The sequence below is a fragment of the Gelidimonas diazotrophica genome (genome assembly GCF_055694025.1).
The window spans coordinates 28,486-53,619 of sequence record NZ_CM146349.1 but is presented as its reverse complement, the minus strand read 5'-3'; the positions used below and the strand labels follow the sequence as shown (position 1 = coordinate 53,619).

The window sequence follows — 25,134 nt, the reverse complement described above, 5'->3', positions numbered from 1 at the left end:
CAAATATCGATCGGTATAACGACGTTGGTGGAATACAGCCGATGTGTCGCGATGTGTCAATTTGATATCAGTATAGAATATTTTTTAGCCGCGCGCGGCCGCCGGCAGCGAGTCGGCCACGACAAATATCAACAACTGCGCACAATCTGGCATGCAGCCCGCTGCAAACCCGGAATGCGTCAAATTATTACAGGGGTATTTTCATAGGCCAACTGATATTGTGCGGAAAACTAACTATTTATTACCATACTCGCCTGATGTATAGAGTTGCAACAGAGCGCCTGATTACAGCTTTCGGGTGCTTTCAAAATGCCGCCTGAGGCCGCTGAGCGGGTCCTCGAAAGCAATCGCGCGCGCCAGCAGTTGCAACGGCTGCGACATGTCGTCCGCCTTGAAAGGCTGTAAATCAGGATAAAAAGGATCGTTGACAATCGGGATGCCGAGCGCCGCCAGATGCACGCGCAACTGGTGCTTGCGGCCGGTGACCGGTTGCAACTGGTACATGCTGAGTGCGCCGCGCTGCTCAATCAGATCGATATGCGTTTCGGAATTCGGTTCGCCCGCAGCTTCCTGCATGCGGAAAAACGGCGTGCCCTCCACCATCCGGCTGCGATAAGTGAATGGAAATGTGCGGCCGTGCAAAGTCGGCGCCAGCGCTTCGTACACCTTGTGCACCGCGCGTTTTTGAAACAACGATTGATAGGCCCCGCGGCTGGCGATATTGTGCGAAAAAATGATCACGCCGGCGGTTTCGCGGTCGATCCGGTGGATCGGCGTCAAGTCGGGCAATTGCAGCTTTTTTTTCAGACGCACCAGCAAGGTTTCATGCAAAAAACGCCCGCTCGGTATCACCGGCAGGAAATGCGGCTTGTCGGCCACCAGAATATGGTCGTCCTGATAGATCACACGCTCTTCAAACGGAATCGGCGTCTCGTCCTCGATTTCGCGGTAGTAAAAAATACGGATGTCCGGGCGGTAAGGACTGTCGGGCCGCAGGCACACGCCGGCCTCATCCACCACTTCATCGCGTTCCATGCGTGCCAGCCAGATAGCCGGAGCGACGTCCGGAAAGTGTTCGGTCAGAAAAGCCAGCATGTGCGGCCACGCGCCAGGCTGCAACCAGAGGTAACTAGGAGCGACGCCGTCGCGGATCGGTAGAGAGGATTTCAAAGGAGAAGATTTCGAGACTGAACTGGAGTCGCTATTTTAAAGGGCTTCGCAGGGTAGGTGAAACCCACGCCGTTTTTGCGGCCGATTTGTGTGGGTTTCACCCACCCTACGCCACGATCGTAGGGGGCGGGTTCCAAACCCGCCCTCGGTGGATCAACCAAGGCAGGTTTGGAACCTGCCCCTACATAAAAATCAAGCAGCCGCCAGAAAATCCAGCAAAGTCAGCGCCACCACCTTGGTGGCGCCGCGCAAGTCTGCAAGCAGCAAATTTTCATCGGCTTGCTTGGCGTTCGATTCCGGCACCGTGCGCGGCCCGGCACCATACAGCACCGCCGGAATTCCATGCTCGCTGTACAAGCGCGCATCCGCATACAACGGCACGCCGACCGCAGGAATCTCCTCGCCCAGCACTTCTTGTGCATTCTTGCGCAGACTGTCGACCAGCTTTTCATGGCCGGGCAACGGGCGCAGCGCTTGCGACAGCAGTAGACGCCGGATCTCGACCCGGATGCCCGGCAAACCAACGACCGCGTTCTCGATCAAGGCGCGCAATGCCGCTTCGACCTGCGCCGGGTCTTCTTCCGGAATCATGCGGCGGTCCATTTTCAGCACGACTTTGCCGGGCACCACATTGGTGTTGGTGCCGCCCTCGATCTGGCCCACCAGCATGGTCGGGTGCGTGATGCCGGGAATGGCGGAACTGATGTTTTGCAACGCCGGCAACTGCGCATAAATCGCTTGCAGAATGGCGGTTGCGGCTTGCAGCGCGTCGTGGCCGGTTTCCGGCATCGCGCCGTGGCTGGCTTTGCCGTGCACCGTGATTTCCAGTTGCAGACAGGCGTTGTGCGCGGTCACGATCTGGTAGCTGAATCCGGCCGCAATCAGGTAATCCGGCTTGGTCAGTTGCTGCTCCAGCAACCAGCCCGGCCCCAGCAATCCGCCGAATTCTTCGTCATAGGTGAAATGGAGTTCCAGCACACCCTTCAGCGCGACGTTCAGTGCTTCCAGCGCGCGCGCGGCGAACACGAACGTGGCGAAATCGGATTTGGATACCGCCGCCGCACGGCCATAAATGCGGCCATTCTCGATCACTCCGCCGTAGGGCGGCTTGCTCCAGCCTTCGCCCGGCGGCACCACGTCGCCGTGGGCATTCAAGGCTATCGTCGGTCCCGGCTGCGCATATTGGCGTCGAACGATCAAGTTGGTGATGCTGGTCAGGCCGTAATCCCTGACCAGTTGCGCCGGCACCGGGTATTTTTCGGCATGCCAGCCAAAGGCGGCGAGCTTGGCGGCCACCATCTCGGCATGTGGCGCATTATTGCCCGGCGGGGTGTCGGTCGGAATCCGGATCATGTCTTGCAGGAACGCCACTTCCTCATCGAAATGGGCGTCGATCCAGGCGGCAAGTTGGGCGTGCAGATTGGTTTCGGTCATCGCGTGTGGCTTCCTGTTGGCGTTTGTAGGGGCGGGTTCCAAACCCGCCCTCGCATTTTGACGGCGAAAGGGCGGGTTTGGAACCCGCCCCTACGGTGTTGATTTATCTGGCGCCGCCAACGAACCAACTGCCCAGCGCGGCGCGCTCCTCGTCGGTGATGTTGGTCATATTTCCCAGCGGCATCGCTTTCAGTTGCACCGCTTGCAGATAGATTCTGGCGGCGTTCTGCCGGATCGATTCCGGCGTATCGAGCAGCACCCCGGCCGGCGCGGCGGCAAAGCCCGGCTGACTCGGTTGCGCCGCATGACAACCGGCGCAGCGCTGGCCGACGATGGCTTGCACGCGGCTGAAATCGGCAATGGTGGAAGATGGAGCAACCGGCTTCGGCGCAATCGCTACCGCCACCGTCAGCAGGATGGCGACGCCTGCCACCGGATAGCGCCACTCGATGCGGCCCTTGTGGCGCAAATTGAAGAAGTGCCGGATCAGCACGCCGGCCGCCATGATCAAAGCCAGCAGCAGCCAGTTGTACGCGTGGTTGTAGGTCATCGCGTAATGGTTGCTGATCATGATGAACAGCACCGGCAGCGTGAAATAATTATTGTGGACGCTGCGCTGCTTGGCCTTCTGGCCGTGAATGGCGTCGGGCGTCTTGCCGGCCAGCATCGCATCCACCATCTTGCGCTGGCCGGGGATGATCAGCATCAGCACATTGCCCACCATCATGGTGCCGATCATCGCGCCGACATGGATATACGCGGCGCGCCCGCTGAGAAATTTAGACAGAAAATACCCGGCAGCAACAATCAAAACGAACATCACGATGCCAAACCAGAGATCATGCTGGCCCAGCTTCGATCGGCACAGCACGTCATACACAATCCAGCCAACCACCAGTGCGCCCAGACCGATGGCGACCGCCTGCCAGCTTGCCAAATCGGCCACCGACTTGTCGATCATCAGCGCCGACGCATTGAAGTAGTACACGATGACCAGCAGCGCGAAACCCGACAACCAGGTCGAATACGCTTCCCACTTGAACCAGTGCAGCTCGGGCGGCAATTCCCTGGGCGCGACCAGATATTTTTGCGGATTATAAAAGCCGCCGCCATGCACCGCCCACAACTCGCCCGACACGCCTTTGCCGGCCAGCTCGGAACCCGGCTTGGGCGGCCGTATCGTGTTATCGAGCCAGACAAAATAGAACGAAGCGCCGATCCAGGCAATGCCGACAACCAAGTGCAGCCAGCGCACGATCAGATTCAGCCATTCGACGCCATACGCCGACAACAAGGTTTCCATGGGTTCCTTTCGATTTGCAACAGCGTGATATGCAAAGCCAATCCTAAAAAAATCGCAAAAAAATAAGTGTCGCATTTGGGGCGGCTCTGGCAGAGATCATATCCCGCCAGCACCGCCCAAACGGTACACTTATTTCTCTTTACTTCTGTTTACAACAGCTTACTGTGGCTTGCTGCGGCTTGAAAACCCAATGACTAGCAGCAGCACGGCAGTGATGCCGAGGACTGCCAAGGTCATATTCGGCACGTAGTAGGTGGTGTAGACCTCCCAACCCAATAAGCGCAATCCGTCTGACCATGCGGTATAGATACCCACTAAATGACCGCCGAGCGTTCCGGTAATGCCTAGCAGCGTGCTACCCAGCAGTGCAAAACCGGCCATGATCCAGCGCGTAATGCCGTCCCACACAGCTTCACCACGGCTCCAACGCACAAACAGGACAACGGTCCAGAATGCCACCGTCCAGCTCGCTGACAGCACGTGGTTGCGTCCGATGGCTGACGCGGAAATGGTTTCCCACGGCCACACCATGAGACCAATAGAGAAAGCGATGATGCCGAATATCAGGCTGACGCTAAGCAGAGGCACCAGCGCACGGTCTACCGCTTTGGCCAACTGGCCGTCAGAAAAAACGCGGAGCAGGATAGCCAGCGTGGCAGTCATCCACAACGCGATAGGAAAGTGCACCATTAAGACGTGATACGGGGCCATAGTCAAACTCCTTGGTTGCGTTTGAGTAACTGGTTGAGGGCGATGCCGAAGGCGGCGATCAAAGCGACGCCGGCTAAAAGAGTCCACAGCCACTGGCGGCGGATCTCGTCGGCAAATTCGGCTTCAATGCCGTAGTGTTTAAGTTGATCGACGTTGTGGTGTGTGGTCACAGGCTGCCCCTTGCGGATAAATTCGGCACCCGCATGCTTTTTACTGTTGAGGTCAGGCCAACTGACCTGACCGGGGTAGAACAGCTCAACGTTGGACCACTTATCTTTCCATTGCGGAGCATCTCCTGCAAAACGCTGCGCCACGATGTCGCCGGAACGCCCCAGGCCGAGTGAAGCGGGCAACGAAACATAGTGCCAGCGACCGCCCGTGGCATTGCGATGGATTGCAAATGCGACAGAATAAGCACCTTGGTCCTTGAGAATTTTGTCATCCAGCGGATGACCGGTATCGAGTTTGCGTGACAGCGTGACATCCCAGTAGCCGTCGGCCCAGCGTCCCTTGCCTTGCACCGCAATATCGGCCATCGAGCCTTCTGGTGTACGCAAAACGCGCCTTGGCAGCGTGTCGCCATTGACCCAGCCAGCAGCCGGATCAAAGGGTACCGCCTCGCCTTCGCGCAGGAAATAAGTGGAATCCTGAGCAATTTTCCCTTGCTTGACGTCATCCCATTTCAGGGCTTTGTAACCGGTGGCAACCGCATTGAACATCAGCTTGGGTTGCTTTTTCTCACTATCCCAATTACTGCCGGCGGCGCTCTTGCCATCGTCGCCCATGCGCCCTTCGGCGATCAACTGGTCATCCGACATATTGATCGGGTTGGAGCGGTGACCGCGCCAGTGCCACAGGTCGAGGAAATAGCCGGCTTCGCGTTGCGCCTTGAGCGTTTCTTCAGGCTGCACGCTAGCCCAATTATTGATGTCAGTGCGAGTTTCGGGCAGCGACTTGCTGACGACATCTCCCTTGAGTTTCTTGCCCATATGGGGGTGCGCCTCAACCTCCTCCTTGCTTGCATGCTTGGTGAAGGTGTCGATGCCTGCGCCAATAGCGAGGTAGCCACCGTAACGCGCGAACTCCGGCACGCTGCCATCGTCGAGCATCATCGCCACCCGATCTTCCTGCAATCCGTCCGGTTCCGAGCCGGCAACGCCCTTACCCTTGGTGACCCATTTGCCGTCTTCAAACTTCACTACATCATGAAAAATTCCGGGTTTCTCAGCCGGCCAGCGGTAGCGAAAAAACATGTTGGTATCGTTGTAAGCAGCTTGTACCTGTAGCGGCACGGTCAGTTGCTTAGGGATGCTGATGTTGCGTTTTGGATCGTTGTGCACCACCCCGGTGCCGTGGGTGAACCACGACAGCAGCAAGCCGCCGGCAAACAAAGCCAAGGCGACGGGAAGCCCCTTGCGCCGCAATTGATTATTCATGCATGTACTCCTAGTGAAATGTCAAACCAGATTCTCTGGTTCTACCCGGGGAATTTTTATTTTCCGGAGTGCTGTTCTCATCCTTGCCGTTTGTAATGGCCGTGGTGATATATCAGATTCCAATGCTATGCGCTTTAGTTATATCGAGCAACATTAGCCGAGTAAAGCAGTGCGGAATACCTGTGCTTAACATGAGCAATTTTCCCCCGGCAAATCACATAGAGCCGCTCTTTATAATGGCCTTTCCAGCAATGAACTTTAATAGCGGCCAAAGGAAAAGCCCCGTGGTTTCCCAAGGGGCTTTTTTCTGAAGCGCACTAAACTCTGACTATCAGCTATTAGTCTTGAAAATACCAATAACCGCAATTCACCCACTGCGTTAATGCGCGCACGAACTCTGGATGTTGCAGACCTGCGTGCAACAACGCATAACTGAGGCATTCATTATCGCAAAGAGCCAGCACAGCGCCTTGGCAAGCAGCGCCGAATTCAAAGCGCTCGCCTTCGATGTAGCAAACGCCTTGACCCACTGTCTGATCGACATAAAAACACCGCAAGCCACCTATCCTTGTCAAGGAATGCTGGATCAATTTATCGGCCAGTTCCGTCGCGTCAAATGGTTCATCCAGGACTTGCAGATCCAGCGCGCATTTTGTCTTCGACAGGAAACTGCCGGCAAAATCGGCTACCAATGCATCGTTATCAAGGATGGCCTGAAGTTGCGCTTTGATCCTGGCAAAATCGCTGGCATTGATTTGGCCTTGATGGCGGTGAATCGGCCGTTCGGGATCACAAATGAGCGCATTGCCAAGCTCTTTATCAATCACATAATCGGCCAGCCCACTGAGCATATCCTTGGCCGATTTGCTTCTAAACCCGACCGAGAAGCTCATCGAATGCTCAAGCGTTACGCCGTCATGGGGAAAGCCGGGCGGAATATACAGAATATCGCCGGGCAGTAATTCAACATCAATAATGGCGTCGAAGGGATCGGTATGCAGCAGCGCGGCATGGGCGGCAAATTGCCTGTGATTTCCCAAGTCGCCGACGCGCCAGCGACGCCGCCCCGAGCCCTGGCAAATGAATACGTCATAAAGATCAATATGCGGTCCAACCCCGCCGCCCGGCGTGGCGTAACTGATCATCACATCATCCAGGCGCCACTTTGGAATAAAGGAAAAAGGTTCCACCAGCGCGGCCACTTCCGGCGACCAATGATTTACCGCCTGCACGATCAAAGACCAACCTTCCTCACCTAAATGTTCATAAGACTCAAATGGGCCGACTTCGGCTTGCCATTCACCGGCTTTTTTGTAGACAAGGCGGGACTCAACCTCTTCTTCGCAGGCAAGGCCAGCCAATGCATCCGGGCTGATCAAATCGGAAAAATGTTCAAATCCCTGACGGATCACCACAGGTTTTTGTTGCCAATAATGCGCAAGAAAGTCTTCGAGTGAAAAATCAACAAGGTTAAGCTTTAGCATAGGGTGCACACCGGAGAAAAGAGGGGCATGTTTTACCACTTATGCACAAACAGAAATATCATCTAGATCAAAGAATTCGAGATTGGAAGTTGCTGCGCCAGAAAAATCGCGCCGGACTGCTTGCATCGACTCACCCGCATGATCGGCAAACGATGGCCTTCTGCGGGGTTTTGGAAGTTGGATATGGGGCAGTTAAAACCGGCAGTGCTACTGGTCCCTGTTTGCCGGGGGTTTAGCCGCCAATGCATCCTCCGGGGACTTCGACTTCAACAAGTGCTTAACAAGGTCAGACAGCAGTTTGATTCCGAATAGCGCCCAGAAAAAAATGGCAAAAAGCAAGCCCATCAAAATTTCAAGGGTTGAATCGTTACGCAAACCAATTGAAATAATTACCGGCCCCTCCCATCCAAAAGCAAATAGGAACGCAAGAAAATTTAGAAAAGGTGTTTTTCCGGGGGCAGAACGTGAAGACATATCGAGATCCTATTGGTGAGTTTCAACAAACGACAACAAAGTCCCATAGGATTTTGAGCCATTACTCCGCATAAAGTTGTGCATGGCGAACAATTGGAAACGCGTATGGCTTGCATATTCGCTAAAGGCAGGGTTCCGTACATGACGGTTTCCGTCCAAGTCCGACCACCGAACTTCAAAGCAACATTTGAATGCCGCGCTTTCCAGCATCTTATTCTCCAATCTCTGTTCGACAGGGGGCTGCGTGCGTAATAAATCACAACGCCAGCTTACGATTCCTGCGGCGTATGTCGGCTCTGAATGAGTAGACAGGGCTTTGGCCGTTTTAGACTGGTTGCGGTCAGTCAGTTTATTGGGCGATCGGCAGGTGGCGACCCTAAACCGTACGGTTGGCTTTCACAAAAGCGGACGATTTAATGAATAGATTAACCAGCGTCAATGTGGAGCATTGACGTCCGCGTTGAACCGCTAGTTAGAAATCTTGCTGCAATCGATTACTCATCCTTTTGTCCTCTCGCATTCAATACATAGTATTCGTTGACATCAGCCCATTCACCACCCGCCTTGAGCATATCTAGGAATTCCTGGCTAATATGGGCAAAGAACGATTCACCATAGCTACCGATGTACACATCCTCGTTCTCTTCCGCTTCGGGGCGAGGATCCCAAAACTGCATTCCATCAAAGCCGAGGTGAGCTATTGCGTTAAGAATTTGCATCTTGTGCGCGCCCGGCAAATGAATGCTCAGTGAGATCACCCATTTTGAAGGTGCAGGCGCAATACTCGCCCCAAACAGCGCTGCTATCTCGATTTCTGTGGCACGCAAGGCTTTGCGTATCTCCGTATAGCAAGGGTGTAGTTTGTTAACTGCAACGCGCCAGTTCGACCAGTTTAATTTGGTCGCACTGTCTTGCGAGGAAGGCTGCCGTTGAGAGGTGGCCTCCGAAATAAGCATCACCCTTCTTTCAATTGCTTCGATCCTCGCGTCTTGCCCCGAATCCTTGTCAACTCTAATAATGCCTGGCGACTTTTTACTCAGGTATTCGGCGTAAAAAGTATCTTCTTGCAATTCTGCTCGGAATTTTGTCTGCAAAAGAAATAGTGCCATGAGAAATGTTGGCACGTAGAGAATTGCCGCAACTGTCAGGGCGCCACGCTCCCAGCCTCCTTCCGGCATGCGGTCTGCGGCGATTAGAAAAATCCCTTCTATTAGGATGAGACCAACCAACCAAGCAGCTAACAGCTGAATTGGTTTGGTGACTTTGTGAGGTTCGATTCTGTGCTCTGCCATTAGATTTCTAACGTTTGACATAAGCGGCCTGCCGTAGACAGGTCCGCTTGATGGAATGGTTGGGCTTAGTGCGCCAACTTGAGGAACGGTGCAAAGTATTCATCAAGGGCATCGTATTGGGACAGAAACCACTTCTTGATCTCAGCCTGCTCACGGACGTTCTTTGTGCGTACGTCGCTTACACCGACACCTTCGAGTTCTGCGGAGAGCGTTTGAAGTTCGACTGCCTTGTGATAAAGCTGCTTGTCTAAGTATTCCGCAATCTCTTGGCTCAGGAGCCATTTTGCCTCCCGCGTTGCCACCATAAACTTCAATACGTCTTCGTCTTTGGCTTTGCCACTCGTCATGATGGAAGCAACCAGAGTTGTAGATGCGTGATAAACCGACAGGCGACGATCAAAGAGGTCGAGCTTCAACTTGTTTTGCGCGAGGCACCACTGCCGGTACGCGATGAACGAGCCGAGTACCGCGACAATCGGAGTTAGTAGTGCCGAAAGATATGCTGTCCAGTGTGGATTGCAGGTCATGCTAGGCCTAATGTGATTTAATTTTCATTCTATCAACCATTTGGATGCCTGAGTGAAACTTAACTACCCGCTTCCGCTGCGAAGCCGTCATTCGACATCAAAGTTGAATTTTTTCCTCTGGGTCGAATTGTTCCGGTTGTGACTGGCACAAGCCAGCCAGAACCTACATTTTATGAAATTCCCCTCAAGCAACCTATCGTGCGTACCGCGTGTATGCTGAAGCCTTACGATTCGACCTGTTGCTTTGCACGATTATTTAAGGCATTCCCGCAACATGAAAAAAATTATCCCCTCCAAGGCTGACACCGCATTGCTGGAACTTTTCATTGGACTCCCGCTTGAACACATCCACGTCCCAACGACAAAAGTGCAATTTGCGTCTGCCGCAGCCGAAATAAAAGCATCGGGAATCGTAGGATTCGACACCGAATCGAAGCCGACATTTGTGACAGGAGATATCAGTGACGGCCCGCACATTGTTCAGTTCGCTGTCCACAACAAAGCGTTCATATTTCAACTTCACCGGGCGGACTGCCGGCAATACTTGATCGAGCTGCTGCAATCAGACCATGTCCTCAAGGTTGGATTCGGCCTGCAATCGGATCGCGGACAAATCCACGCCAAACTTGGTATCAAGTTGCGCGCGGTGCTCGATCTCAACCACGTCTTTCGCAAGGAGGGCTACCGTGACGAGATGGGGGTCCGGGCCGCGGTCGGGATCGTACTCCATCAGAAATTTCGTAAATCAAAAAAAATGACAACCTCCAATTGGGCTCTACACCAGCTGACAAACAATCAATTGCTCTATGCAGCGAACGATGCCTTCGCGGCGCTCAAAGTGTTGGAAGCACTAAATCGGTCTCGTGAATATCTGACTAGTAGCCAAAACGAAGTTGCCTCCATTTTATGATCCTAAGTCTGTGAATAAGTGCGCATCTGTTCCGTTGAACGTCATAAGGCCAGCCGGTCTCATCGAGCGCAATCAAGAGCAAGTTGCCGTTCGGCGCCAGTCCATTGTAGACATCGATCATCGCTGTTCCTTGCGTTGGGCGCCGATCTCGATCTCGGCCGCCCGTTTCATTTCGACTGATTCGAACATGTGCGGATCATCGACAAAGGCGTTTGCCCACCCGATCGTATCGGCGCCCCAGAAGAATTGCCCGCGCCCTGCGAGACTCGGGACACCGAATACGCCTTCGGCAGCCGCGCCCTCGGTGTTATCAATCAGCCGTTGCTTGACTGCAGGATCGTCGGTCACCGCGGAGGGCGTGTGCGCGACGATGTTGTGCTGAGAGCGCTCATCGCAATAACGGCGGATCTGGTCGCCGTACCGGATCTCGAAGTCCAGCGTGAACACCGGAAGGAAGTTCAAGATTTCGACGGCGGCCTCGCCGGAGAATTGCCGCATCGGGCCCTCAATTGCGCACCCATGCTGGGCGCACAAAAAAAGCTCGCCGCAGCGAGCTTTTTTCACACTAGACTCAGTTGTTAGAACTGGTTCATCGTGTTGTCTTTACCAGATGCTTTCAGAGCAGCTTCGCCACTGAAGTAATCTTTGTGATCATCGCCCATGTCTGAGCCGGCCATGTTCTGATGCTTAACACAAGCGATACCCTGACGGATTTCCTTGCGCTGAACGCCAGCAACATAACCCAACATAGCCTGGTCACCGAAGTATTCTTTTGCCAGATTGTCAGTAGACAATGCAGCAGTGTGGTAAGTCGGCAGAGTAATCAGGTGATGGAAAATACCGGCTTCACGGGCTGAGTCAGCTTGGAAAGTGCGGATTTTTTCATCTGCAGCAATCGCCAATTCAGTTGCGTCGTATTCAACACCCATCAGTGCAGCGCGATCGTAAGCAGAAACGTCTTTGCCTTCGCCTTTCATGATGTCGAAAATTTGCTGACGGAAGTTCAGTGTCCAGTTGAATGATGGGCTGTTGTTGTAGACCAGCTTGGCATTTGGAATAACTTTACGAATCGCATTGACCATGCCGCCGATCTGAGCAATATGTGGCTTCTCAGTTTCGATCCAAATCAGGTCGGCACCGTTTTGCAAAGAAGTAATGCAATCCAGTACGCAACGTTCTTCCCCTGTGCCAGCGCGGAACTGGAACAAGTTGCTTGGCAAACGTTTAGGGCGAACAAGTTTGCCGTCGCGCTTGATGACAACGTCGCCGTTGTTCAGGGATTCAGCAGAAATTTCTTCAACGTCCAGGAAGGCGTTGTATTGATCGCCCAAATCGCCTGGCTCACGCGTTACCGCGATTTGCTTGGTCAGGCCTGCACCCAGTGAATCGGTACGCGCAACGATCACACCGTCGTCTACACCCAGTTCCAGGAACGCGTAACGTACAGCACGAATCTTCGCGAGGAAGTCTTCGTGAGGAACAGTTACTTTACCGTCTTGATGACCGCACTGCTTTTCATCAGAAACTTGGTTTTCGATCTGGATGCAGCATGCACCCGCTTCAATCATCTGCTTGGCCATCAGGTAGGTCGCTTCAGCATTGCCGAAACCGGCATCGATATCGGCAATGATTGGCACTACGTGGGTGATGTGGTTGTCAATTTTGTCCTGGATCGCTTGCTTGGCAGCGCCTTGAGCAGCGTCTAATTGACGGAATAAACCGCTCAACTCACGTGCATCCGCTTGACGCAAGAAAGTGTAAAGCTCTCTGATCAGGTCGGCAACAACAGTCTTCTCGTGCATGGACTGGTCAGGCAACGGGCCGAACTCAGAGCGCAGCGCAGCAACCATCCAGCCAGACAGGTACAAGTAGCGACGGTCGGTGCCATTGAAGTGCTTCTTGATAGAAATCATCTGCTGTTGGCCGATAAAACCGTGCCAGCAACCCAAAGACTGGGTGTACTTGGACGAGTCAGCGTCGTAGTTCGCCATGTCGTCGCGCATGATCTTGGCGGTGTACCTGGCGATATCCAGACCAGTTTTGAATCTGTTCTGGGCGCGCATACGTGAAGCGGACTCTGGATTGATCGCGTTCCAAGCACTACCTTCTTTGTCTTTCAGGCCGGCAATGGCTTTGATGTCTTCTTGATACTGTGACATGTGTATATCCTAAATTAATAATAAAGCATGATTGAGAAAATCGTATTGCGTGTCGGTAGATCTGTTGACTCTCATACGAAAAACAGGATGGTGAAATAGAAGCAAAACTGCATGAAAGAATAATAGGCTTTTTTTTACATAGCAACAATGTCTTATATAAGACATATAACTTAAATTAATCTGTTTAATTTCAATTGCTTATATATGTTTTTTTGCGATGTGAAATTCAATCTCAAAAAAACGGAGTGGTTTTCCTAATTTGTTCCGCATCCATATATCACGATGTGGCATTAACTTTTCGTATCGTGGAAAAATGACGGTTCCGGAAAAAAGTCATCAAGCTAAAACAGATTTCCGGTAAAGAATCCAAGCACATATCTTCAGGTAACAATTGAAGCCAGACGCCGTAACAGGCCAAATTGAAAAAGCCAACCGAACCGGTTGGCTTTTTCAATTTTTACGATTGTTTCATTATCTGTGACAGCCGACAAAAATCTGTAGGTTCTCACAATAATTGCAAACTTACCCCATAAGGAATCAAGGGCTTACTCACCTTTTCTGAGAATCGATGAGCACGTTGTCTCAGAAAACCTGCAAAAAACCTACGCACTTCTCACAATAGTTGTTTACTTGTTGCGGCCAGTGAGGAATTGACGCAGATGCTGTGGTGCTGCCCCACCTTCATGCTCAAAAATGCCAATGAAGGCAACGATTTACACAGGTTGTGATTGGGCCAATGAATGTCGGCACTTGGATCAATTTGGCGTCGGGACCAACCCGTTTCCGGATCAAAAAAGGCAAGCAATTCAGCCCTGGTGCGCTCGCGAATCAGGTTACGCTCAAACTTAGCCAGGCTCGCAAACACATGAAAAATCAGTTTTCCAAATGCGCTACCTGTGGCGATTTGCTCCGTAATCGACTCAAAGCCGACTTCACGCGCCTCCTATTTGCCCACCATCCGCACTCAGTCGGGCAGTGCCCCAAGTGATCGAGCCGCCAAACAGTGAGAGTGTGTGGCCGATACATAGCGCCTTCAGGCACTGGGAAAGCTCTGCATGTACCGTAGCGGATTTTAGAGCCTGCCATTTCTTCACACTTTAAAAACGTAGAAAAACAGATAAGTTATTGAACACTTATACATCAAAAAAACGCCCAATTTAGGCGTTTTTTACAGTGTTCAGTAAACGGCCGTTTGTTGGACACTACGCATCTTTGATTCTTTCCTTACCCACCAGCTCGAATGCCATGACTGCGCCGCCATGCTTTTTTAGATCGCACGCGCGCAGCAATGCATCAATAAATCCAGCTGCCCGTTCTGCCCTTGCCTTTGCCGCATCAGCCAGCAGCTTGCGCTGCATGCGTCAGTAAAGCCGCCGCATTCTTTGTCTGTTTTACATCACTCACGGTATACGCACACTCCGTTTGTTGACACTGCCAATGACACGATAAGCGTGTCTTGGCTGTGTTGTCAGGAGCAATACGGGAAGAGAAATAGTGATCTGCGGTAAGTTTTGCGCGATACTGTATTTGTTCAACAGTGCACCTTCTGCAGCAAAATGGCAAAAATTCTGGAATTAAAGCACTGTATTGCGATCCTGCTGCCCTGCATCGATACGCGCGATCGTGGGGCTGCAGGCAGTTTGGGGGCCGGCGCCGTATCGGTGTTTGCGACATCCCTGCGACCTCGGAGCAGCATATGAGCGATAACATGAGCGATAGCATCAGCGCCGACGAGGCGCTTGGAGTCGTGCGTGTCGTGACCAAGCTTTATGCCAGCGTGCTCCTGGTCAGCTTTGCGTTGCTGCCGGCCTACCTGATAGGCTACGTGTTTTTCTTCCAGGACCCCACCCTTACATTCGAGAACCACGCATTCCATGTCATTGCGATTGCGGCAGCCACCCTGGAAGGCCTTTTTGTTACCTACGTGACGTGGCGCTGCTATCAGTCCTCCGGCGAACCGCTGCTGCGCTGGTTGACGCTCGGCTTTCTCGGTTTTGTACTGATCTACGCGCTGCATGGCGCCTTCACGAGGTTCGCGCACCACAATATCTGGCTCTTCCTGCTATATGGTCCAGCCTCTCGACTGGTCATGGCGATTTTGCTCTTCGTCGCACTGCTGTCGTACCGCCGCGCCCCCGACGCCGCAACCCAGCGCATGCAACCCCGCGCGTGGTTGACCTGGATAGGACTGTTCCTGCTGCTGGACCTGGCAGTGGCGTACCTCGCGCATGCGCCCATTGCCGGCAACCCCGCAGTGCGCCTTTCGATGGAAGGCGGCGCGCTCATTTTTTCCATATTGAACGTGACGACGCTTTTGCTGCGCCGTATCCGTTCGCCGCTGATGGTGATTTTCGCCATTGCGGTCACGGCGTTCGCGCTATCCTCTCTGGCATTCATCCTTGCGCGTCCATGGAACCATATGTGGTGGCTCGCGCATGCGATCTTCGCTGCTGGATTCTTCCTGTTGAGCTATGGGGTGGTGCAGGCGTTCCTCACCACGCGGTCGTTCTCGACGATTTACAGCCAGGAGGAATTAATGGCGCGGCTCGCCGAGGCGATGGCGCGTACCGAGACCGCCCTGCACGAACTCCAGCGCACCAATCGAACGCTCGAGCGCCTGGCGGCGACCGACCCGCTGACGGGCGCGGATAATCGACGGCGCTTCATCGAGCAAGTCGAAACCGAGATGGTCCGGGTCCAGCGCGGCGGTGCGCAGTTCTCCGTGCTGGCGCTCGATCTGGACAATTTCAAGGCCATCAACGACCGCTACGGCCACCAGGCGGGCGATGACGTCCTCAAAGGGTTCGTGCAGAAATGCCTTGATGCGATCCGGCCCTATGACGGCGTGGCCCGCGTGGGCGGGGAAGAGTTCATGATACTGCTGCCTCAGACTTTACTCGAAAGCGCACGCGTAGTCGCCGAGCGCCTTCGAAGCGCGATTGCAGATACGGCATTTGAAAGCGGCCTGCAGCGGCTCACTGCAGTTACGGTGAGCATCGGCATATCGCAGTTCGGCCGCGACGGCGACACCCTCGAGGCGCTTCTGGGCATAGCCGATCAACGTCTGTACAACGCCAAACACCAGGGACGCAACCGTGTGGTCACAGACATCAACCCCAGCAGCCAAGCTCTGCTGGCGTGAGCATCCTGTCGAAGAGGCGTGGCCTAAACAGCCGCTACAGCTTTATTTACAGGCTGTATCGGTTCATAGCGCGTTGTAAGGTCATACATTTCGAGGATGGAATGCATCATCAGCATGACTTCTGCGTCATCGAGCAAATCGACCTTATTGCGCGCTGCCCGTTGCTTTTCCTGTCCACAAAAGGGCGTCATGCCATGCATCAGCGCGTCAAAAGCGCTATGGATTTCCACCGGAAGGTCTTTGTGCTTAAGACCTATCAAGCTGGTATAAGCGTCAATGAGGCGTTCGCGTTGCGACTCGACCCCACTGAAGGCATTCACGGCTCTGCGTAACTGCTCCCAAGCATGTGACATAGGTACACCTGTTTTCTCGTTGCACGGCTAAACCGCGCCGCATTCCTGCCAAAACGTCTCATGTGTTATAGGTCTTTGATACGCATAGTACGCCATCCCACCTTGATGCGCCTTAACATAGACACATAAAACAGCATTGATGTGCATCATATATCCCTATGGAAAATGGGCTCTGGAAAGTTACGAAACGGTGCACCTGTTCCACCCTCACGCGCCGGCTTGACGCCGCTACCGCACAGGCTTTGCCATGGCCGCTTTCAAAAACGACCGTTTGTTGAACACTATTTTTGACTAAAACGCACAAGTGGGAGCGTTTCGTTGTTCGACGGTATTTTGTGGCCGACGTCCAAGCTGGTCAGGTCGACCGGCAAAAATCGACCCAAAGCAGGCATTCAATCATCATCCTATGGCGACATGAGCCAATGCGCGCAGCGCAATGCCGACACAAGCACCAAGCGCTGCTGGCTTCCAAACGGCCGCTACGCGCTTCCCTGCTGACAAGATTATCGCTACGCCCGGAATATCGAAGGTATGGATGAGCCACCCAGCACTTTCATTAATGACCTTTGCGTCGATAAGACCGCTGCGGTGCATGTCGGTCACCAATCCCATCATGGCCGTTCCTCCAGCAATAATTTTGGTCAATGTGGGAAGCACTATTACAGGATCAATCCCTAGCTGACCTAACACCGGAGTAATTTGCAAAGCAAGCCAATCAAGAGCGCCAATACTGCGCAAATACGTGATGACCACAAAAGAAAGAACGAGCATCGGTATGGTGCCTACAGCTATCTTGAAAGCCTCCGCGCCGGCTCGGTTAATGACGTCAAGTACACCTTTGGCGCCCTCCGCAGCGGAATGCGCGATGGTTTCGTCTATTAACGCTTCTCGCATCGACAAGCTGCGGCCAAAAAGATAGTAAGTCGCCGCTGCGGCAATGACTCCCCCTGCAAACGAAAACAACAAAGTCGGGCCCAGATGCAAGCCGATTGCGGCAAAGGGAAACATTACATTGCCCTGCGCCATAGCCAGGATCATGGCTAGCGTCGCTGCTAAATGTCGATCCGAGCTACCGCGATGCTGCATGATGCTCAGCGTCGCAATCGGTGCCGCAAAACTGACGAAATTCACTTGCAGCGCTGCGAATACACTAAGTCCCGTTAAGCCAGCCGGTTTAAGGATTGGCGCTAATCGCGCCACTATCCAGTCCAACACTCCCCATGCTTCCAACAGCCGCATGAGGAACAACATCACGATCATGATTGGCAGCAGCAAAAAGAACGCGATCTCGACGGCGGAGCGGCCCGCCTTCAAGATGATATCGATGAGTTCCATAGTTTTTCTTGGTGAAATAGTTGCCCTTGGTGAACCTGACTCGCTTTAGGCCGGATGGGGGAAAAAACTCTCTTCTGGAAAAAATGCGTTGCTAGTGGATATGTTGCGCTATCAAGGGGCATAACTGTAACGTGATTGGTCTGACCAATCGTTTGCGCGCCCAAGCCTTCTAACTGGCGATCCGTCTTGAGAATGGACTGTGCAGAACTGAAAGGTTATGGAAGCGAAATGAATAAACTAAAGCGAACATACCAGAATGCTGGCGCGCAAACCCTGCAGGGGCGACTGGAGTCGATAAGATTTTGGGATGCGCCAGACACGGATTTGTTTAGGGGCGCACACAGGATTCGGAAAAAATCGGGCGCTAAGCCAATTCACTTGTCTTTGAGGTTCCGCAGCGACCTAAATTGTCCGTCGTCGATCTTCCGATTCTGGCGCCAGACGTAATCTCCGGTCAGGTTGATGTGCTCCCAACCCAAGGGTGAAAGGTATTGCAGCATGCCGTCCTCGGCCAGCTTGCCCGACTCGCGCAAGGCCTGCGTCGTCCGCTCCAGGTACACGGTGTTCCACATCACAATAGCGGACGTCACCAAATTCAGGCCGCTGGCGCGGTACCGCTGCTGTTCGAAGCTCCGGTCCCGAATTTCGCCCAGCCGGTGGATAAAGACCGCCCTTGCCAGCGCGTTGCGCGCCTCCCCTTTGTTCAATCCGGCATAGACGCGCCGGCGCAGCTCGACGCTTTGCAGCCAGTTCAGGATGAACAGCGTGCGTTCGATGCGGCCCAGCTCACGCAGCGCGATTGCCAGACCGTTCTGGCGCGGATAACTGCCGAGCTTGCGCAGCATGAGCGATGCGGTGACGGTGCCATGTTTGATTGACGCCGCCAGACGCAGGATTTCGTCCCAGTGTGCGCGCAGGTGCTTGATGTTCAGGGTACCGCCGATCATGGATTTTAAGCCTGGATAGTCCGCAATAGCGCCGGGAATGTACAACTTCGTGTCGCCGAGGTCGCGAATGCGCGGCGCAAAGCGAAAGCCCAGCATATGCATCAGCGCGAATACGTGGTCCGTGAAGCCGGCGGTGTCGGTGTAGTGTTCCTCGATGCGCAGGTCCGATTCGTGATAAAGCAATCCGTCGAGCACATAGGTCGAGTCCCGGACGCCGACGTTGACCATCTTGGTGCTGAACGGAGCGTAGTTGTCGGCGATGTGCGTGTAGATCATCTTTCCCGGTTCGGCTCCGTACTTCGGGTTGACGTGGCCGGTACTCTCGGCCCGGCCAGCGGCGCGGAAGCGCTGGCCGTCCGACGACGACGTGCTGCCGTCGCCCCAGTTGGTGGCGAACGCGTGGCGGGACTGGGCGTTGACGAGTTCGGCCAAGCCGGCCGAGTAGGTTTCGTCCCGGATGTGCCACGCCTGCAACCAAGACAGCTTCGAATAGGTCGCGCCAGGGCTCGATTCCGCCATCTTGGTCAGGCCGAGGTTGATTGCGTCCGCCAGGATCGCCGACAGCAGCAGTGTCCGATCCTTGGCCTGCTCGCCGTTTTTCAGGTGGACGAAGTGGCGGGTGAATCCGGTCCAGTCGTCCACGTCCATCAGCAGCTCCGTGATCTTGATGCGCGGCAGCATCCCGCTGGTGAGGTCGATCAGTGCCTGGGCCGACTCGGGCACCACCGCATCCTGCGGGCTGATTCTTAGGCCAGTGTCGGTGATGATGGCGTCCGGCAGTTCATTGGCCAGCGCAAGCCGGTTGACTGTGGCCAGCTGCTGGTTCAACAGCAGCACGCGTTCGAGAAGGTACTGGTCGAGGTCCGGGTTGATTGCAATGGGCAGCGTGCCTGCCTGTCTGAGTTCGCTGAATTTGTCCGATGGCAGCAAATATTCCTCGAAATCCCGGAACTGGCGGGAGCCCTGCACCCAAATATCGCCGGAGCGCAGGGAGTTCTTCAGCTCGGACAGTGCGCATATCTCATAGAAACGCCGATCGATGCCATCGCTGGTGATGACGAGCGGCTTCCAGCGGGTTTTGACGAATGTGATGGTGGCACCTTCCGGCACCTTGCGCGCTTCGGTCATGTTCATCTTGCGCACGACATCGATGGCGTCGAGCACCGCTTGTGCTGCGGGCGCCGCCTTCAGCTTGAGCACGTCGAGGAATTCGGGCGTGTAGCGACGCAATGTGCTGTACTGCTCTTCGATTAGCTGTAGATGGTCAAATGTCTTGGGCCGGGCGAGCTGCCCGGCCTCGGTGACGCTTTGTTCAAATTCCGTCCACGGCAGCACGGCCTCGATCGCGGCATATGGGTCGCCGCCGGATTCTTTGGCATTGACCAGCGCGCGGCCAATTTTTGAATACAGACGTACCTTGTCGTTGATCGCCTTGCCTTGCTTTTGGAACTGCTCCTGGTGCTTGTTCTTGGCGGCGCTGAACATCTTGATCATGATTCGGTCGTGTAGGTCGACCAGTTCGTCCGTCACGGTGGCCATGCCCTCGATGGCCAGTGCGGCCAGTGTGGTTTTGGCGTCATGGAATTCGTACTTAACAGCGATGAGCATGACGCCGTCGTTGAAAGGATTCGACAGACTTCTGATGATATATACAACGAGGCACTGGAGCTTGCAACTGGGCTCATACAAGTGCATCGGTCTTAATTGCAAGTAGTCATGCTACTGAATTGTAGTTGATGCGCCAGATTATCCAATTGTCCAGATTTTTTCGTTGTTAAAATGTAATATTTACATTTATCATTAGGCCAAGAACATTCCTACGAAATCTTGAGAATTCCAGACCACCCTTTAATTACCGCCTATTGGATTGTTAAGCAACTCTACGATGAACCAAAAAAAGAATCGGCTCGTGTCTTAAATGGTCACAATTCTTCATATTTCCGATTTGCATCGTGATGCCGACAGCGGACTCACCACTACAACTTTGCTGGAGTCGCTTCGGCTTGACCAAGAGCGGTACGTACGAGATGGGATCCCAGCTCCGGATCTTGCTATCGTCAGCGGCGACTTGGTTTTGGGCGTCAAGGATGACAGCGAACTTGGCACGATTGAACTAAAACGCCAATATAGTGAGGTGGGTGAATTCTTGAGTCGATTGGCCGATTTCATGTTTGCGGGGGGCCGATCCAAGGTCGTAATCGTTCCAGGAAATCACGACGTGAGCCATCCCCACGTAATTCGAGCAACTGCTCCAATAGCGATCCCTGTTGAAGCGCTTATCGTGCTGGTCACTCAACATGCGCCGGATCGCTTCGACGATGATGATCTGATCATCAACTAGCAGAACGCTGATTTTAAAGGCGGCAAGACTTGGATCTTGCTCAGCAATTACGGCGGTAACGTCGTATATCACCATTCTCTTTATACGGTTTTAATCGGTCAAACACCAGCCATGCCATGCATTACACTTTGCCGCCGGTCTTGCGGCGCAAAGTCGGCCCGATCTGGTCGAGCGCCAAAATCATCTGTGCGGCGTCGAACTCGGCTGCCGCGCGCGGCATGCCATAGACTGCGCTGCTGGCCTCATCTTGCGCGATGGTTATTTTTCCTGCACGCCGCAGAGCCAGCAAGCCATCGCCACCGTCCCGTCCCATCCCCGTTAGCAAGATGCCAATCGCATTGCTACGCCAATGTTGCGCCACACTATGGAAAAAAACGTTAACCGAAGGACGATAGGGGTAATCGCGCGGCGCTGCATCGTAACGTAATCGATAATTTGAATTTAGTATCAAATGGTCATTGCTTTTCGCAATCAGCACCGAACCTGCCTCTAACTCGTCGCCCTCGTCAATCACCCTGACCGGCATCAGCAGTTGGTCGCCGAGCCACTTGGCGAAATGGGACGCGAAGTTTTCGTCGATATGCTGTACCACCACGATGGCGCAGGCGGGCGGCGGGGTCCAGCCGGCAAGCACTTTCGATATCGCCATTGGACCGCCGGTGGACGCGCCGATGGCCACCAGCATCGTCACCTGGCTTTCCTTGCGCTCGCTCGTGCCCGCGTCCGATTTTGCGCGCAGGGTCTGGTTGCCGCCACTGTCGCGTATCAGCTTGCTAATGGTTTTGATTTTTGCCAGCAGCTCGGCGCCGCCGCTCAATGTGCCCTGAAGCACTGGGGTCGCGGTCACGTCCAGCGCACCTGCGCCCAGTGCGCGGAAGACCTGATTGACATTGTCCTGCGGCCATCCGGTGACGATCAGTATCGCGCACGGGCTTTGTTCCATGATTTTTCGGGTCGCTTCGACGCCATCAAGTCCAGGCATGTTCAGGTCCATCAGGATCAAGTCGGGCCGGTTTTCCACGCACAGCCTGACCGCTTCCAGTCCGGTGCGCGCGATCCACAGCACCTGGTGCTCCTGAGCGCTGGCGACCACGCGGCGCAGCGCTTCAGCCGCCATGGCGACATCGTTGGCGATGGCGATCTTCATCGGCGCGCGTCTCCGATCAGGTCGGCCACGGCGTCCAGCAAGGTCTCATCGTGGAAGCTGCCCTTGGTCAGGTAATAATCGGCACCAGCAGACAGCCCCCGCGCCCGGTCCTCGGGCCGGTCTTTGTAGGAGACGATCATCACGGGCAGTTTGTTCAGGTGCGGATCATTTTTTATAAAGGTAACCAGTTCGATGCCATCCATGCGTGGCATATCGACGTCGGTAATGACCAGATCGTATGCGCCGCTGCGAACTACGTTCCAGCCGTCAATGCCATCGATGGCGATGTCCACCTCAAAGCCGCGCCCGAGCAGCAGCTTGCGTTCCATTTCGCGCACCGTGAGCGAGTCGTCAACCACCAGGACGCGTTTCATCCTGTGCAGCTCGGCCGGATCGGCCCTGGCCAATTGCAGCGGGCCGCCTTCTTGCAGCAGCTTGTCGATGCTTAACAACAGGTCGGGAACATCGAGAATCAGCACCGGCTCGCCATCGTCGAGCAAGGCGGCGGCCGAGATGTCGCGCATCTTGCCGAAGATCGGATCAATGGCCTGCACCGCCAGGCTTTGTTCGCCGCAGATAGCGTCGACCACCATCGCATAACGCCGCGCGCCGGTGCCGATCACCACCACCGCCAGTTCAAGGCCGGTCGCTTCCATCTCGCCCAATTCCAGCACTTGCGCCGCTGACACCAGGCCGAGGTGCTCGCCATTGATCTCAAAGAACTGCTTGTTTTCCAGAGTATGAATGGCCGACTGCGGCACCTTGAGCACGCGTTCCACCTTCACAATGGGAATCGCGTATCCCTCGCCCTTGACGACGATCACCAGTGCGCGCACGATCGACTGCGTCAGCGGCAACGTGATCGAGGTGCAAAAACCCAGTCCAGGTTCGGATTCGATCGTGACTGTGCCGTTTTGCTGGCGGATCGTTTCATGCACGATATCGAGGCCGACGCCACGCCCCGACAATTCATTGGTGGACGCTTTCAGGCTGAAGGCGGGCAGGAATAAAAATTCCAGCAGTTCGGTCTGGGTCAAGGCCTCCGCCATGCTGGGGTCGGCCATTTCACGCTCCACCACCAACTGCCGGATTTTTTCAATATCGACGCCTCGGCCATCGTCTGTGATGTCGATACTGAGCATGCCTGCGCGGTGTTTGGCGTCGATCCGTATGGTGCCCAGCGCCGGCTTGCCGGCGGCGGTGCGTTCGTGCGGCAACTCCATGCCATGGTCGATGGCATTGCGCAGTATGTGGTTCAGCGGGCTTTCAATCCGCGCCAGGATGTCGCGGTCGACCAGTGTGGATTCGCCCTCGATCTCCAGCTGGACTTCCTTTCCCAAGCTACGCGCGAGGTCACGCACCATGCGTGAGAAGGACTGTATGCCATCGCGGAAGGGGCGCATGCGCAGGGCCAGCACTTCATCGACCATGCCTTGCGAGACTGTCAGCAAACGCTGTTCGTAGCTTTCAATCTCGGCGATATGCTCCAGCATGAACTGCTTCAGCGGATGGGTTTTCTGCAGCGCCAGCAGGGACTTTTCCTTGAGGTTGGCGTTGGAACTGTGTGAAATGGCTTCATGCAGTTGCTCGATCATGGTAAACAGGCTGCTTTGATTGCGCTTGAAGCGCTGCATCGCCTGAATAAACGGATGCATCAGATGTGCGTTGGTGCGCGACTCGCTGGCCAGCGCCAGCAGGCGGTCGAAGTTTTGCGACTGGTTTTTTGATGGTGCCTGCACGCGTGCCGCCGGCTGTTCGGCCAGCGGTGCGCAAAGGGGCACAAATTCGTCCTGGGCGGGGATGAGTCTTGGCAGCGGCCCCACCATTGGCTCTGCCGACTGCTTAGCCGTCAGCTCCACCATAGCGGGCTTGAGCAAGTTGGCCATATTGCTAATAGCCATCAAGGTCTGCTTGATCTGGGCCGCATGGATGGACAGCCAGGCTCCAGTGCCGGCGTCGTCCAGGCGCGACAGCTGCAAAATCAGGTCGATGCCGGACAGCAGCACGTCGATGTGCTCAGGGGTGAGTTTAAGCTTGCCATCTTGGGCCGCTACAAAACTGCCTTCCATGGCGTGCGCCAGTTGCACCGCCACACGAAGGTTGACGATGGCGGCCGCGCCCTTAATCGAGTGGGTCGCGCGCATGATCGATTCGAACACACGGGCGTCGCCCGGGTTGCGCTCCACCGCCAGCAAACCCTCGGTCAGGAGCTGGGCCTGGTATTTGGTGTCGAAACCAAACAGTTCACGCATGGAAAATCGACTGAGGTCGCCTTGCGGGTAATGGCTCATCGTAAAGTTCTCGCAAGTTGGTGGCCGATCAGGGCTGCATCGAGACAACCGACATGCATGCTTTCATGCGTGATCACACCCGACAGAAAACGCGACAAGCCCTTGTTGATGGTGGCCGCCGGCGCTTGCACCGCAGCACTGGCGTAGCGGATGATGCCGTGCAGATCGGCCACCGGCAAGGCAAAGGCCTGTTCCTCCCATTGGAGCAGCAGCAGTCGCGCGAAGATATGGCGGCCTTTGGCTGGCGGGTTGTCGCGTTCATCGACGCCGAGCAGGATCGCCAGCGACGTGCACGGATACAATTTGCCACCCAGGTTGACGATGCCGATCAAGCCGCTGCCGCTGCGGTGCGGCAGTATGTGCGGTGCCGCTTGCGGCGCCACCGCGACGAACAGCTTGGTCGGCAAAGCGAGCCATTCGCGGCCGATGCGAAACACCAAAGCGGAGGCGTCGCTCTGGTTGCTGTCACTCTGGGGCTGGCGGAAATGGCTGGCCCACTCTTTTTTGTATTCGGCGCTGACGGGCCGCTGCAAATTACGCTGTGCGGCACCGGCGTACACCTCGCAGTTGCGGCAGTGGATGTGGGCGATCAGCTGTTCACAGCTCTGGTCGCCGGCCACGCCGACCCGGTTCCAGCAGTCGTGTATTGCATCTACTTGCGCTTGAAGTGTCATCATG

At 54.8% G+C, this 25,134-nt stretch carries 21 protein-coding genes and 1 pseudogene; 3 read left to right on the top strand and 19 right to left on the bottom strand.

What is annotated here, in order from left to right; all coding sequences use genetic code 11:
• Positions 1-285: 285 nt before the first annotated feature.
• From KGFNPO_RS00260 to KGFNPO_RS00220, 9 genes are all read right to left on the bottom strand, one after another.
• A complete protein-coding gene (locus KGFNPO_RS00260; RefSeq protein ID WP_472632574.1) occupies positions 286-1,170 on the bottom strand; it encodes an RluA family pseudouridine synthase in 885 nt (294 codons plus the stop codon).
• A gap of 192 nt (positions 1,171-1,362) precedes the next feature.
• Positions 1,363-2,604: a M20/M25/M40 family metallo-hydrolase gene (locus KGFNPO_RS00255; protein ID WP_472632573.1), complete on the bottom strand. Its 1,242-nt coding sequence runs from the start codon at positions 2,602-2,604 to the stop codon at positions 1,363-1,365.
• A 103-nt stretch (positions 2,605-2,707) separates the two neighbouring features.
• Positions 2,708-3,907, bottom strand: coding sequence for a urate hydroxylase PuuD (locus KGFNPO_RS00250; protein WP_472632572.1), 1,200 nt, complete (start codon positions 3,905-3,907; stop codon positions 2,708-2,710).
• A gap of 159 nt (positions 3,908-4,066) precedes the next feature.
• A complete protein-coding gene (locus tag KGFNPO_RS00245) occupies positions 4,067-4,618 on the bottom strand; it encodes a DUF2231 domain-containing protein (RefSeq protein WP_472632571.1) in 552 nt (183 codons plus the stop codon).
• 2 nt (positions 4,619-4,620) lie between these two features.
• Complete coding sequence (locus KGFNPO_RS00240; protein ID WP_472632569.1) at positions 4,621-6,054, bottom strand: ethylbenzene dehydrogenase-related protein; 1,434 nt, start codon at positions 6,052-6,054, stop codon at positions 4,621-4,623.
• A 338-nt stretch (positions 6,055-6,392) separates the two neighbouring features.
• Positions 6,393-7,577: a JmjC domain-containing protein gene (locus KGFNPO_RS00235; RefSeq protein ID WP_472632568.1), complete on the bottom strand. Its 1,185-nt coding sequence runs from the start codon at positions 7,575-7,577 to the stop codon at positions 6,393-6,395.
• 168 nt (positions 7,578-7,745) lie between these two features.
• The gene (locus tag KGFNPO_RS00230) at positions 7,746-8,012 is read right to left on the bottom strand and encodes a hypothetical protein (protein ID WP_472632567.1); all 267 of its coding nucleotides are present in this window, start codon (positions 8,010-8,012) and stop codon (positions 7,746-7,748) included.
• A 494-nt stretch (positions 8,013-8,506) separates the two neighbouring features.
• Positions 8,507-9,304, bottom strand: coding sequence for a hypothetical protein (locus tag KGFNPO_RS00225; RefSeq protein WP_472632566.1), 798 nt, complete (start codon positions 9,302-9,304; stop codon positions 8,507-8,509).
• A gap of 65 nt (positions 9,305-9,369) precedes the next feature.
• On the bottom strand, positions 9,370-9,831 hold the full coding sequence (locus KGFNPO_RS00220; RefSeq protein ID WP_472632565.1) for a hypothetical protein: 462 nt from the start codon (positions 9,829-9,831) through the stop codon (positions 9,370-9,372).
• A gap of 274 nt (positions 9,832-10,105) precedes the next feature.
• Here KGFNPO_RS00220 and KGFNPO_RS00215 point away from each other — a divergent pair, with 274 nt between their 5' ends.
• A complete protein-coding gene (locus KGFNPO_RS00215; protein WP_472632564.1) occupies positions 10,106-10,741 on the top strand; it encodes a 3'-5' exonuclease in 636 nt (211 codons plus the stop codon).
• Between the two features lie 117 nt (positions 10,742-10,858).
• On the opposite strand, the gene KGFNPO_RS00210 is transcribed toward KGFNPO_RS00215, so the two are convergent.
• The 4 genes from KGFNPO_RS00210 to KGFNPO_RS00195 all read right to left on the bottom strand — a co-directional run bounded on the left by KGFNPO_RS00210 (position 10,859) and on the right by KGFNPO_RS00195 (position 14,258).
• Positions 10,859-11,305, bottom strand: coding sequence for a hypothetical protein (locus KGFNPO_RS00210; protein WP_472632563.1), 447 nt, complete (start codon positions 11,303-11,305; stop codon positions 10,859-10,861).
• 14 nt (positions 11,306-11,319) lie between these two features.
• The gene (locus KGFNPO_RS00205) at positions 11,320-12,900 is read right to left on the bottom strand and encodes an isocitrate lyase (protein ID WP_472632562.1); all 1,581 of its coding nucleotides are present in this window, start codon (positions 12,898-12,900) and stop codon (positions 11,320-11,322) included.
• Between the two features lie 613 nt (positions 12,901-13,513).
• Entirely contained in the window at positions 13,514-13,804 is a 291-nt protein-coding gene (locus KGFNPO_RS00200) for a recombinase family protein (protein ID WP_472634529.1), read from the bottom strand.
• A gap of 298 nt (positions 13,805-14,102) precedes the next feature.
• Positions 14,103-14,258 (bottom strand): hypothetical protein, encoded by a 156-nt coding sequence (locus KGFNPO_RS00195; RefSeq protein ID WP_472632561.1) that lies wholly within the window; start codon positions 14,256-14,258, stop codon positions 14,103-14,105.
• Between the two features lie 350 nt (positions 14,259-14,608).
• On the opposite strand from KGFNPO_RS00195, the gene KGFNPO_RS00190 reads away from it, so the two are divergent.
• Positions 14,609-16,042 (top strand): GGDEF domain-containing protein, encoded by a 1,434-nt coding sequence (locus tag KGFNPO_RS00190; protein WP_472634528.1) that lies wholly within the window; start codon positions 14,609-14,611, stop codon positions 16,040-16,042.
• A 23-nt stretch (positions 16,043-16,065) separates the two neighbouring features.
• Here the strand turns inward: KGFNPO_RS00190 and KGFNPO_RS00185 are convergent, their stop codons facing one another.
• From KGFNPO_RS00185 to KGFNPO_RS00175, 3 genes and pseudogenes are all read right to left on the bottom strand, one after another.
• Complete coding sequence (locus tag KGFNPO_RS00185) at positions 16,066-16,395, bottom strand: hypothetical protein (RefSeq protein WP_472632560.1); 330 nt, start codon at positions 16,393-16,395, stop codon at positions 16,066-16,068.
• A 399-nt stretch (positions 16,396-16,794) separates the two neighbouring features.
• Positions 16,795-17,730: a nucleoside recognition domain-containing protein gene (locus tag KGFNPO_RS00180; RefSeq protein WP_472632559.1), complete on the bottom strand. Its 936-nt coding sequence runs from the start codon at positions 17,728-17,730 to the stop codon at positions 16,795-16,797.
• A 374-nt stretch (positions 17,731-18,104) separates the two neighbouring features.
• A pseudogene (locus KGFNPO_RS00175) lies at positions 18,105-20,243 on the bottom strand (Tn3 family transposase); the annotation flags it as partial.
• A 352-nt stretch (positions 20,244-20,595) separates the two neighbouring features.
• Here KGFNPO_RS00175 and KGFNPO_RS00170 point away from each other — a divergent pair.
• The gene (locus KGFNPO_RS00170; protein ID WP_472632558.1) at positions 20,596-21,018 is read left to right on the top strand and encodes a metallophosphoesterase; all 423 of its coding nucleotides are present in this window, start codon (positions 20,596-20,598) and stop codon (positions 21,016-21,018) included.
• Between the two features lie 121 nt (positions 21,019-21,139).
• On the opposite strand, the gene cheB is transcribed toward KGFNPO_RS00170, so the two are convergent.
• Genes cheB through KGFNPO_RS00155 form a run of 3 tightly spaced genes read right to left on the bottom strand, consistent with a single transcriptional unit; the run spans position 21,140 to position 25,133 of the window.
• The gene (gene cheB, locus KGFNPO_RS00165) at positions 21,140-22,165 is read right to left on the bottom strand and encodes a chemotaxis-specific protein-glutamate methyltransferase CheB (RefSeq protein ID WP_472632557.1); all 1,026 of its coding nucleotides are present in this window, start codon (positions 22,163-22,165) and stop codon (positions 21,140-21,142) included.
• On the bottom strand, positions 22,162-24,456 hold the full coding sequence (locus tag KGFNPO_RS00160; protein ID WP_472632556.1) for a hybrid sensor histidine kinase/response regulator: 2,295 nt from the start codon (positions 24,454-24,456) through the stop codon (positions 22,162-22,164). The genes cheB and KGFNPO_RS00160 overlap by 4 nt, the downstream gene beginning before the upstream one ends.
• On the bottom strand, positions 24,453-25,133 hold the full coding sequence (locus KGFNPO_RS00155; RefSeq protein ID WP_472632555.1) for a chemotaxis protein CheW: 681 nt from the start codon (positions 25,131-25,133) through the stop codon (positions 24,453-24,455). The genes KGFNPO_RS00160 and KGFNPO_RS00155 overlap by 4 nt, the downstream gene beginning before the upstream one ends.
• Position 25,134: the final 1 nt, after the last annotated feature.